The organism is Oribacterium sp. KHPX15, assembly GCF_900107835.1.
Lineage (GTDB): Bacteria > Bacillota > Clostridia > Lachnospirales > Lachnospiraceae > Oribacterium.
On record NZ_FNRG01000050.1, the window covers coordinates 1 to 11,960 of the forward strand.

Sequence of the window (11,960 nt, forward strand, 5' to 3'; positions counted from 1 at the left end):
ATTACTGCTTTTGAACAGTTGAATGGATATAGGGATAGTGTCGAGCAAATCAACTCTTGTAAGATTTGCATACAGGATATCGTATACAATGAAGCAAAAAAATTAAAGGATAATGGAGAGTATAAGAAAGCTATTTCTAAATATTTGTCTTTAGGCGACTATCAAGATAGTGCAGAGCAAATAGTTGAGTGTGAGCTTTCAAAGATGAAAGACGCTAAAACGGGTAGTTGGATAACGTTTGGAGCTTACGAGCAGGATAACGATTTTTCCAATGGAAAAGAAGAAATCACTTGGATAGTACTTAAAAGAACGAATGATAGTATTCTTGTTACTAGTGAATACGCACTGGACTGTCAGCAATATAATACCCAGTCGGGTGTTCGTGATGCTACTACATGGGAGAAATGTTCATTGAGAAAATGGTTGAATGAGGACTTTCTAAATAGTGCCTTTTCTGAAGCGGAACAAATGCATATAAAGAATGAGACAATACCAGCCTATAAAAATCCAGATTATAACACAGACCCGGGAAATCCCACTACTGACAAGGTGTTCTTACTCTCTATAAACGAGGCTGACAAATATTTAGAGTATGGTTTTGAAAGAGCGTGTCATCCAACAGAGTATGCAAAAACTCAGGGTGTGTGGATAAATGAACGTACAGAATGTTGTTGGTGGTGGTTAAGAACTCCTGGTTCAAGTGGCTTTTATGCTGCTTTAGTGAATCATGAAGGGTCAATAGTTCCTCGTGGGGGCCATGTCAATGATGATGATAATAGCACAGGTGTACGACCTGTATTATGGATTTCGATTGACTAATAATAAAGTTTTTCTTCCCTCATGAATCAGCCTTTCATATTTATGTAACAAAATAACGATCCAGAAAAAATATATTAGCTGATACTACTTAAATTAACATGGCTTACATTCCTTTAGAACAACACACCTAATGATAAAGACTAAAAAAATATAGCCAACTCACCTAATTTGGTATAGTTGTTTCCCAAAACGAGAATGTTTTTTAATTCTACTTGGGTATAAGAAAAAACAAAAAGAAGGTTCTGTAATGTTTGGATATGATGTTGGCTATAGAGATGGGCTAAACCACGCCCTTGACCTTGTCGCAAAGTTTACAAAAAAAGCAAGAAAAAAACACTCAGCTAAGAAAATCCTGAAGGTAATCTGTAACAGGAGCGACCTTGAAGATGCGATCTTCGATTTTGATCCAGGGTATTTTAACAACTATAACGAGGATATAGGCCCAATTAAATAATATTAGTGAGCTATTCGAACCCATTGATGATACAAAAGAGAGTGCAGAATAAGTTATGTATGAAACGTTTTTCACTAACATACACTATTTATTCTGCACCCCTCTTTTCTAAATACATCATATACCTAAATTGTAGCAACAAAAGCATTGTGGTTAGGCACTAAATATATTTATCATTTCAATGCAATAAGATACCCCAGAGAATTAGTGAGTTCAGCATTAATTTTTGAATAATATGCCGTTGCCGCTGTATTATATGCTGTCATTTCTGTATTATGTGCAATCTGATTTGTATACTCATTGATACTTTTAATATTGGTATCAATTTTAGCAAGAGAAGACACTGCTTTGGCCATTGAACTATTCAGACTTACAAGGTTGGAATTCATGCGAGATAGTTGGCTATATACCATGAATTGATTAGCCTTTATTTCTTCCATAGACGTAAGAACTTTTGAGAGCTGTGAGATTACCATATTCTGCCTTAGTTCAGATTCATATAAATTGTAGGCTCCATTCACACCACTTAGCGTTTCGCACCTTCCAGATTCTAAGTACTCATAAAATGACGAATATGCTATTAGATTACGATACTTTGGAAAAACAACATTCATACTCTCATATGCTACTCTGGCATCGATGCACTTTTTTAGCATTTCTTCTGCCTGATTAACATCCTGTTCCCAAATATTATCTGGCAATGGCTCGTGAAGGACTATATTCTTTTCTTCTAATTCAGTTTTAGCTTTTTCAAGATCCTCCTTAGCCTTTTCTAATAACCTTTGAGCACTTTCTACATCGTTAAGATGATCTGATTTTGCTTTGTTTTTTGCCTCCAACCTTGCTTCACTCATCTTGTTGGCTTTATGTTCTTGAATTCTTTCTATCTCTTTGGAATAATTATTCAGTGCAAGCTTCCATTCTGCGACTGCAGTATCATATGCCGATATTTTACTTGCATTTTCAGCTTCTATTTTTTTTCTATTAAATAATCCTGGCTTTTTTAACTCTGGCTTTTTTGGTTCCTCCGGTTTTTCTGGCATTGGTTCTTCAACGTAATTCTCCATGATCTTATTATAATAATCTAGCCATCCATCATCATTCTCCTTACATACTAATAAATATCTTTCTGCTTCTTGTAGGTTTTTATTGGCCTCTGTAAGGACTTTTTCTTCTCTATTTGAGTTAAGTACTTGATATATTAAGCGACTGGCTTCTTTCTCAGTAAAATAAAGTACAGGCAATCGTTCAGAGAGAGAAACAATATTTGTCTCAATTTGAATGAGGTTATAAAGATATTTTTTAAGAAAACTTGTTTCGCCAGAAGGTTCTCCATGGTCTTTTAGTACCGTATTTTCTGCCAATTCAATACGCTCTTTAATTAAGATGCTAATTTGTTCTTTGGACTCAATCTCCATCATCTTTTTTCTGTAAAAACGGAGCAATTCAAATGTTTCATCGACAGTAAGGTGATAGCTATCGCTATATGAGTCATCTCCACTAAGTATTTCCTTTCCTATTGTGACTATCCTGCCTTCCTCCTTGTATTTTCTAGTTTTATCATCGTGAGTATGAGGAATGTTATTTTTTTCACAGAATTCATATGCTAGTGAATTGTTGGTATATATGAATTGGTCATCATCTATTTTGCCACCGTATGGCTTTTTGCATTTATATGCTTCATATTTTTCTTGATTTACATATTTTAAATTATGAATCGCATAATCATCATCGCGATTTGTATACACTTCTGGGAAACTCTTATTGTTATCTTTAAAAAATTTTCCACATGAAGAATATAAATAACCTGGTTCCATGCTAAGAGAATGACCACAACACTCACACCTAAAACCATCGGAAGAAAAAAACTGGGTGATCTCGTTAAATATTTTATTTTTAGTTTTGGTATATGGATTTGTTGGTAGCTTTAATTTGTTTCGTTCCTTTAACTCATCACCCTTACCATACTTACTCTTAGCGGTAATATAGACATCATAGTTTTCCCAACGTGCAATCTGTTCAGTTCCGCAGTGTGGGCACACTGCTAATATGAATGGATCATTCCGCGAAATGTACACTGCTAAAAATTGATTTTTAGTGACACTTGGTTCTCCAGAGAAACCAGAATATTTTATTAGCTTTAGAGCCATATAGATATCTCCTTTGCTATATGTAATAAAACAAGTTTATGACATATATATCATAGCATAAAATCATATGATTAATGCCATTAGCTATTTAGTTATTACTGTAATTTTGCGGATTCTACAGTAAAACAATAAAACCTTATAGATCCAGGGAATCAGTGGAACAAAGGTCAAAATTGAGACGTTTTAAAATTATCTTATGTTTAATGATATTTGGATTAGACAATAATGTGTTCAAGAAACCAGATGGTTTCTTATACACCTTAAAACCATTTATAAACGGAAAGAAAGTGGCCGATTTTTGTATAAGAAAATCAACTATCCTTTTCTTGAACAGAAAGGACTGATTAAATGATTTACGGATATGCACATTGCTCTACAAATGAAGAACGCCAGGACATCGACAGACAGAAGCGTGAACTCTACGCACTAGGCGTTACTGATGATAAGTATATTTACTGGGAATACGAATCCGGCACCAAAGATGACCGTTCAGAACTACAGAAAATACTTGCTATAGTCACAGAAGGAGATACTATAGCCACACCACCGAAGTATCAAGGCTTACAAGATCCACCAAGCATCTGTGTGAGATACTTCAGATTGTCAAAGATAATAAGCTGATAATTGTAATCATTTAACGTCATTAAATAAAGCCCTTATTAAATTCACCTATTTTTTAATGCAAACATATGTTATGCCGAATATTTAGTTAATGCACTTTCCCTATTAAAGAAAAAAAGAACCGGCGAACCGGTTCTTGAACAATATTATCTTATTATCTCATCGATGGTCGATACTGTACTGATGCTTCCTGGATGACTTGATATAATTTCTTTCATCAAAGAACAGAATCCTGAAATTGTTTATGCGGATATATTCCACCATACCCGCTGGCAGAGTCCAGCCAGACCACACATGAGTCTGTATGATCGTGCGGCTCAATTTGCTCCATTTGCTGCGCTGACAGGATATGAGGATATGGTGAGGGAAGAAGCCCGGGAGACCAGCGAGCATAGATTGCCGGAAGAGTGGGAACAGGAAAAACTGAATGAAAAACTCAAATTGATTTCAGAGGCGATACTAGAAGGAAATCATCCTACCCTTTCCATCACTTATTTCGTACCGGATACGAAAAAAACAGGCGGGGAATATGTTACGGTAACCGAGAAAATTAAAAAAATAGATATTGTAAACCGGAAAATCATTCTGATGAAATCCCGGAATGTCGGTAGAAATAATCCGGAAATTGACATCGACGAAGTAACCGACATTTACGGAGATCTTGTTAATCATTTTGACAATATTCCGGATTAAGGATTCCTTATAAGTAGTAGTAATGTTTTAAAATAAAATCATCATCTGATAATTGCATAAACCATATCTGTCGCATACATCAGAATCATCAGTCCGCCTTCAATTCTTGATATCTTTCTGTCAGATTTTGCAAAAACAAGAACAACGATAGTCACTAATACTAGAATGATCAGATCAATGCAGGAAGCAATATTCACATTCACAGGCTTAATAATTGCAGAGACACCCAGTATGAAAAGAATATTGAAAATGTTTGACCCGATAGTATTACCGATTGCCATGGCTGCCTCCTGCTTCTTTATCGCAACAAGAGAAGTGACAAGTTCAGGAAGAGAAGTGCCAAAAGCTATAACTGTTAATCCGATGAGTGTTTCAGACATACCGGCTGCTCTTGCTATTTCTTTAGCACAATATACAACTATCTGTCCTCCAAGAATGATTGTTCCTATTCCGAAAACAATCATGGCTATAGACTTTAAAAGACTATAAGAAGGAGCTTCTTCAGATTCAGCATTACTTTTCTTTGCAGCTATTATCAGATTTACAATATATGCGGCAAGCAGAAGCACGAAAATAAAACCACCTGTTCTTGTTACGGTTCCGGCATTCTGAGATACATCTATATTTACAAAACCACCATTTATAAGTATCGGCCAGCAGCTTATAAAAAGTGCAAGGATAGTAATGATGATGGAAAAAGGGATATCTCTCGTAACCGCATCATTTTCTACAGAAACAGGCTTCATTACAGCACATATGCCAAGTATGGCAAGAAGATTAAAAAGGTTTGAACCAACAACATTGCTGATTGCTATCTCATTGGATCCCTGAAGGGCTGCAGATGTACTGACTGCAAGTTCGGGCAAGCTGGTTCCGAGAGCTACAATGGTAAGTCCTATTATCAGTGACGGTACATTGAACATTTTGGCAATGGATGAGCTTCCGCTTACGAAAATATCAGCTCCCTTGATAAGTGCGAACATGCCGACGGCCAAAAACAAAATATAGATTATAATCATTTCTCCTCCTGAAAATAAAAACAGTCCAGAGCCTCACACAGTATTCTTAGTGTCATTTGCTGAAGTCATTTTTGTTCTAATGAAAAAAGTTCCATAGACTAAAAAGCACCATAGACTCATCATTAGCACAAAAAAGAGACTTCTACTGCTGTTTGCAGTAAAAGTCTCGCTAATAAAACATATTCCGGGGCAAATGCTCGTACTGACGAAATATGCGACACAACATAAATAATGTGGAAGCTACTCCCTTTTGACTTGCTAGAGAATATAAACCACAGAATAGGCACTTGTCAACACTGTTCCGAAAATGATTATATAATTGCGATAGATAGTGGTAACAGTTCAGCCGGAGGGCTCTGTAGATCAAAGCCGCTTAGAGATTCTGCTTTAGATTTTCCGTCGGAGCGACCCGGTTTAAGATGGATGACCTTCGATTCACGACCAAAAAAAAGAACCGGCGAACCGGTTCTTGAACAATTGCATTATCTTAATATATCTCATTAATGGCAGCTACTGTGATGGATTAATTATCTACTTACCCGCTATTTTCCTTCTCCCAATCCAGTTTATACTTATCTGCCTCCAGGCAGTATTTGCTCTTAAGAAACGGATAGTATTTCTTAGCGTCCACAATCCTTGAGCCTTTCTGTTTATTGCATTTCTTGCATAGCGGAAGTAGATTTCTTTCGTCATCTGCTCCGCCTCTGTATTTAGGAATGTAATGTTCTATCGTTGTCTTTTCCAGAGTGATAGGCCTTCCGCAACGAGCACAAACACCATCCGTTTTACTTAGAAGAATACGTTTGATTTCCGTTTTCCTTTGCTTAAGGACCCTCATACATCCTCCGGATTTCTTTTAACAATATCTCTCAATCGTCCTTATAACCGCCGACAAATACGAACTTCCAAAGAGATTCAAGTGATTTGTCAGGTGGTATAAGTTATATAGATCCCTTCTGTCATCATAGCCCGGGATAAATCCCATGGCTTTAAAGTACGCGTCATAAAACTTTCTGTTAAAGCCTCCAAACAGCTCAGTCATAGCTATGTCAGCCTCATTACATCCAACGTATACCGCCGGATCTATCAGCATTGGCTGCCCCTTTTCATCCGACATGAAGTTACCGGCCCACAGATCCCCATGCAAAAGAGAAGGTTTCTCAGGTTCATATAGAAATCTGTCCAGGTTATCAAGAAGCCAATTTGTCTTCCTGATGAAACTTCCGTCAAAGTATCTTGATGCCAACTCAAACTGTGGTCGTAGTCTACATTCAGAAAAGAACTCTATCCAGCTGCTCTTTGGAGTGTTCTTCTGACTGCCGGCACCGATATAATTGTCACTATTAAAGCCGTATTTCCCATCTGTCACAAAAGATGATACATCCGCCTTATGCATGGCAGCAAGACCTGTGCCAAGCTTTTCCCAAAAGTCCTGCACTGTCACAGCTCGTTCGATAAATTCCATCAAAAGAAACGAATAGCCATCATCTGTGCCAATCGCGTGGATATTCGGAACCCTGATGGTTCCAGTTGTCCTTATGGCAGCTACTCCCTCAGCTTCAGCTCTGAAGAAATCTTTGTTTGAAATACTGTTCGCTTTCAGAAAAAGAGCTTCTCCATCAGAAAGAAAAAGCTTATAGGCATCATTGGCATCCCCGCCGTGAACTGCCTGCTTTCTCTCTACAGAAACGTCTTTCCCTGAGACTAATGAAACAGCCTCTTTTAAGGAGCTGCAAATGAGCACTTTATCAGAAATTGTTCCCATTCCATCCCCAATCATCTGATCCGAAGTAACGGATATACATGTGGTCAGGAGTCACACCAAGGATGTCCCCATATATTCCTGTCAGTTCTTTCGTCATCCTGCTATAAACATCAGAAGAAGCATTTCCATAGATCTTGACTTCGATGAATGCTGTTGGCTTGGAATCATCACCTCTAAAGTACATAGGAATATCTCCCTCGATTGCCAGCATAAGCCAGTTCTCGCTCTTTCCAGGAATGATTGAAATAGCCTGTCCAAGGCGTTCCTTGAGCTTAGTCTCTTTTTCCTTTGTTACCGTAACGTTTGTTTTTGTTGAAATGAATGGCATGGTCCTTCTCCTTTTCCCTAAAAATATGGTGCCAACTATAGTTCACTGTACCATTATAATGCTTTTCGTCGCACACAACATTAGCTAACTCACGAAGTAAGTCACATATTATGCTACAGAACTTATAAGTCTGGCAAGCTCATCTACATTACCGGTCCTCGGTCCTTCAAATTTAAGACCGCGACCATTTTTGCCGTTAAGCCACTTTATTGCCTTTCCTCCATATTTTTTCCACTCGTTTAGGTTTTTCGAATAATCATCAACCAGTATATCCTCATCAGTGAGGGATTTCTTTTGAAGTATCTTCATCACTGAAAGAGCCTTATTTGTACCGTTTAACACAAAATTCCGGTTCTTGATCTCCGGCGCTTTCATATCACACCACATGTTCTTATCTTCCAATGCGGTGCAGTCCGTAAGGAAAGCGGACAAAATGTACACCTCGATGTTGTCCTTTTTTGCAAGTTTTCTCGCAAAGTCGAGTATTTCAGTCTGCGGATCTAAATTAAGAAAATATCCTCGGCTTTTAAGTTCTCTCATGCCCGCTTCCTTCCACTCGGCAAGAGTACCGTCAAGATCGAAAAATATACGTTTCATGCACGTCTCCTTTCATTATTATTCATGTTCTCCTCCGATTTACTTATGAACTGTTACACAGCAATTATGGGGAGGGAATGTTCAGATAACTTTCTGATTATATGTTAGCCTGTCGAGGATGCAAAAAAAGGTACATGCACATATATGGATTTAATATTCGTGATTGTTTATGCTGTTTATGCTCATAATGGTGTATAAGTTATATGGGCTTATATATTTTAAGAATCCAAACTATATACACTTCATTTAAATATGTGTAGTTGCTATAATGCTTTAAAATAATAGGTTTTTCTGAAGAATAAACTACAAACAGACGAGGATAAAAATGAAAATTGCGACATGGAATGTAAATATGGGTGCAGCACTGCCATGGTATGATAAAAAAGAACTAAAAAAAGAAGTTGTTGATATCATTATAAAAGTGGATGCTGATATATTTATAATCAACGAAATTGCTCTTGCAACTGGTTGGGATTATTTTGAAGAAAAAATTAAAGAGAAAAATTATGTGTGGTTTTCTTCATTCGTTTCAGGAAAAAATGGTCTTTTGGTTCTGATCAAAGAAGAACTCATAGGTAATACTAAAAAATTGGCAGAAAGTCTTTGGTGGCACAATGCACTATATAGCAATAACAATTTAGGATTGATAAAGGTATCTTTTGAATTGAAAAGTGGCAAAACATGTTCGGTATGTGGTTTTAGAATGCTCATCGGCGATAAAAAAGGCAAGGCTGCTTATGATCACATGCGGTTCATTCTTGATGATCAAGTTTTACCGATAGCAACAGAGTGTTTTACGAATAATGATGTAGTTATATTTGCTGGAGATTTTAACAATGCAAGTTATAGAGACGATTATACTGGAAAAGACCATATTAATTATAATTGGCAAATAATAAAGTCGGGATTTGAAGGAATTGGATATGAGATGCTTGATGTAAATAGCGAAAATGGCCCTATTATTACGAAAAAAGACTGTACTTCAGGCACGCCAATTGACCATATTTTTGCAAAAGGCTTACATAAGATAAGCATTAATCCAGGAAAGAAACCCTAAATATTCTGATCATTTGTTTTTATTGGCTGAAGTTAAAAAAACTAATTAAATATGAAGCGGAGAGAACTAAACTCTCCTCAAAACCGTCAAAATGTACATTAACATTAATGATAACTAAACAATCGATAAAAAGGATGGATTGGTTCCATCCTTTTTATCTCTATTTTCTGTTTTTCAGTTTTTACCTTTTGTTTCAGAATCAGTATCCTCAACCAATGAACCATCAGAACTTGTCTCAGCTTCTGTCTCAACCGGTGTTCCATCGGCATTTGTCTCAGGAACAGCATCTCCACCAATCAGTTCATCAACTGTTGTTACGGACTCTTCAGTTGATATCCAAACTCTTCCAAGCTGATCACCCTTAACTCTGAAAGTGTATTCTCCGGCTGCCATATAAGGTACCTTAATGGTAAACTTTCCTGCCTCATTAACAATGATGTTGTCAGGAGTCTTTGTCATCGAATACTCTGTTCCATCCGGAGCTTCTATCACAATGTCGGTAAGAGCTCTATCATTCTTCTCCCACTTAAGCGATATGTTGTGAGGTGCATCAGAGCCTTCAAAGTAAATGGAAACTCTTCCGTCCTTACCGTTATGGATATAAGAATCCGCATTACCAGATATGTAATTCATATTAAGGCTCTTGATAATGTTATCAAAATTCGTGTAGAGAACGTAATAATCTCCCGCAGGTGCGGTATCACTCTCTGCTCTCAGGTAAACATAAGAGTCATTCTGATCTATTTTAAGTGTATCATCCTGTTCAAACAGTTTTGTTGTGCCGTCCGGCTTAACAAGAACCGCATGAGGGAAGATACCGTTTCTGACTGCATTGTCCTCAGAACCTGCATCTTTATACTTGTATCTGATTACGGCAGTTATGTTCTCCTGTGTACTGTCGAGGGTAACAGAAGCCTGTTCCTCGTAATCATCCGGATTGATTGAAAGATCTGATTCATTAAATGACTTCGAGTTGTCATGAAGTTCGGATGTTGCCATTCCGTTCTTATCGGCCCACTCATAATATGTTAACAGGTTTCCGCCTTCGTCCACGTAATAATACGGAGTATCAAGGCTGATGGATGATTCATCATTTCCACGGTCTACGGCTATATACTTAATGAAACCTACGTTATTTATGAGGTAATATCCACTTTTGAAGTAATCCGGAATTTTTACTATAGCATAACCATTTGCAGATAACTCAAAATTTGTTGTCTTATACATCTCTGTAGATTTAAAAAGACGGGTATCCGCATTCATCATTACCTGCTGTGGTGTGGTTCCGATGAAAACATTTGCCTGGATTCCTGCATCCTTGGAGAGACCGGTTATTGTACCTGCATCACTAAGATATGTATTATTAAGCGGTGTTCCGTTCATGGAATCAATGATGATATCTGTGTTGGCGGGAATCTCAAGCTGACTAAGCTGTTGGTAAGCTGTTCCGGCTGCATAGTACATGGTTCCTTCCTTTGAAACGATCTTGCCTGCCCCGTTAGCCTTAAGTCCGCTGACACCTATTGAATATCCTTCATCTATGAATCTCTCCCATGTGAAGTTTGATACATCACCTGACGAGCTCTTATAGATAAGCTGGTCGTTCTTGTAAAGTGTAGGGATTGCATTATCCCAGTTAGTGAAAGCGAGTACCCGGTGATTTGCTTCAGGATCCTCAAGTCCTGTCTCTGAGTCCTTTGAAGCTATGAACTCAATCCTTGTTCCCTGTGGGTCATTAGGATTAAATGACTTATCTTCAACCGGTGCATAATAGAAAGAATCCCCCGCTTTTACATAATAACCACCGTTTTCCAGATCGTTTACGGTAACCGCTGTGAGTGCGTGATCGACAACCACTTCTTCTTTTTCCTTTTTCTTGCAACCGGTCGCTGAAAGAATCGCTGTTGCAATGATTAGGACAGTAAACACATTCCTTTTCATAAATCTCCTTTTGTTTTGAGCCTTGCCCCCACATGGGACACTTTTAAAATCTGTATTAAAATTTCCTACCGCACATAGGACAGTAATTGATCCTGAACCGTTTGGTTTTCATGAAATCAACATCATTTATCATGACATTTACAGATATGCTATTAGTTGCTGTATCGAAAATACCGAAATTTTTCACTTCAATCCCAAGTTCACGAACTTCTGGGTCGGGAGTGTATTTCTCTTTGGCTTCAAATAAGTACTCATCGGGACAGTTCCCAGGCTCCTCAGAATGACAATATGGACATTCTCCATCAGCAAATTCAACAGGTTCAATGATTTCTAATTCTTTTTTCATTTCTTCTCTCCTTCGTATTTTATAATCAACAAACAAGAATGTTACAGAAGATACATTCCGTAAAATCCACAAGAACAGCGACATATATCTGAATGGTGATCATTTTTCTCTGACCATCAAGAGTAACGTTATCGTTGGTCCATGTACGTTTTACATCAAGTCTTTCAATA

The 11,960-nt window shown here is 37.5% G+C and carries 13 protein-coding genes; 5 read left to right on the forward strand and 8 right to left on the reverse strand.

The genetic code is table 11. The annotated features are described in order from the left end of the window. Nucleotides 1-819, forward strand: an 819-nt coding sequence (locus tag BLV86_RS18000) for a DUF6273 domain-containing protein (RefSeq protein WP_207647487.1), incomplete at its 5' end; no start/stop codon positions are given. A gap of 247 nt (nt 820-1,066) precedes the next feature. Next, a complete protein-coding gene (locus BLV86_RS16330; RefSeq protein ID WP_090819668.1) occupies nt 1,067-1,273 on the forward strand; it encodes a hypothetical protein in 207 nt (68 codons plus the stop codon). A gap of 173 nt (nt 1,274-1,446) precedes the next feature. Here the strand turns inward: BLV86_RS16330 and BLV86_RS16335 are convergent, their stop codons facing one another. After that, nucleotides 1,447-3,423: a coiled-coil domain-containing protein gene (locus tag BLV86_RS16335; RefSeq protein ID WP_090819671.1), complete on the reverse strand. Its 1,977-nt coding sequence runs from the start codon at nt 3,421-3,423 to the stop codon at nt 1,447-1,449. Between the two features lie 348 nt (nt 3,424-3,771). Here BLV86_RS16335 and BLV86_RS16340 point away from each other — a divergent pair, with 348 nt between their 5' ends. Continuing rightward, nucleotides 3,772-4,044 carry a recombinase family protein gene (locus BLV86_RS16340; RefSeq protein WP_242873350.1) on the forward strand — a complete coding sequence of 91 codons (273 nt, stop codon included), beginning with the start codon at nt 3,772-3,774 and terminating at the stop codon, nt 4,042-4,044. Nucleotides 4,045-4,338: 294 nt separating this feature from the next. Continuing rightward, complete coding sequence (locus tag BLV86_RS16345; protein ID WP_242873351.1) at nt 4,339-4,737, forward strand: YolD-like family protein; 399 nt, start codon at nt 4,339-4,341, stop codon at nt 4,735-4,737. Between the two features lie 41 nt (nt 4,738-4,778). On the opposite strand, the gene BLV86_RS16350 is transcribed toward BLV86_RS16345, so the two are convergent. The 5 genes from BLV86_RS16350 to BLV86_RS16370 form a co-directional block, all read right to left on the reverse strand. Further along, complete coding sequence (locus BLV86_RS16350; protein WP_090819677.1) at nt 4,779-5,756, reverse strand: calcium/sodium antiporter; 978 nt, start codon at nt 5,754-5,756, stop codon at nt 4,779-4,781. A 535-nt stretch (nt 5,757-6,291) separates the two neighbouring features. Next, entirely contained in the window at nt 6,292-6,594 is a 303-nt protein-coding gene (locus BLV86_RS16355) for an HNH endonuclease (protein WP_090819680.1), read from the reverse strand. Between the two features lie 18 nt (nt 6,595-6,612). After that, the gene (locus tag BLV86_RS16360) at nt 6,613-7,521 is read right to left on the reverse strand and encodes a fructosamine kinase family protein (protein WP_090819683.1); all 909 of its coding nucleotides are present in this window, start codon (nt 7,519-7,521) and stop codon (nt 6,613-6,615) included. After that, entirely contained in the window at nt 7,505-7,849 is a 345-nt protein-coding gene (locus BLV86_RS16365) for a phenylpyruvate tautomerase MIF-related protein (protein ID WP_090819687.1), read from the reverse strand. Before BLV86_RS16365 ends, BLV86_RS16360 begins: the two co-directional genes overlap by 17 nt. Before the next feature lie 108 nt (nt 7,850-7,957). Then, nucleotides 7,958-8,446 carry a 5' nucleotidase, NT5C type gene (locus BLV86_RS16370; protein WP_090819690.1) on the reverse strand — a complete coding sequence of 163 codons (489 nt, stop codon included), beginning with the start codon at nt 8,444-8,446 and terminating at the stop codon, nt 7,958-7,960. 325 nt (nt 8,447-8,771) lie between these two features. Between BLV86_RS16370 and BLV86_RS16375 the strand changes: the two genes are divergently transcribed. After that, nucleotides 8,772-9,503: an endonuclease/exonuclease/phosphatase family protein gene (locus BLV86_RS16375; protein WP_090819693.1), complete on the forward strand. Its 732-nt coding sequence runs from the start codon at nt 8,772-8,774 to the stop codon at nt 9,501-9,503. A gap of 174 nt (nt 9,504-9,677) precedes the next feature. Here BLV86_RS16375 and BLV86_RS16380 read toward each other — a convergent pair whose 3' ends face one another. Both BLV86_RS16380 and BLV86_RS16385 read right to left on the reverse strand, forming a co-directional pair. Further along, the gene (locus BLV86_RS16380; protein WP_090819696.1) at nt 9,678-11,444 is read right to left on the reverse strand and encodes a hypothetical protein; all 1,767 of its coding nucleotides are present in this window, start codon (nt 11,442-11,444) and stop codon (nt 9,678-9,680) included. A gap of 55 nt (nt 11,445-11,499) precedes the next feature. Further along, nucleotides 11,500-11,790, reverse strand: coding sequence for a hypothetical protein (locus BLV86_RS16385; RefSeq protein ID WP_031552860.1), 291 nt, complete (start codon nt 11,788-11,790; stop codon nt 11,500-11,502). Between the last annotated feature and the right edge of the window lie 170 nt (nt 11,791-11,960).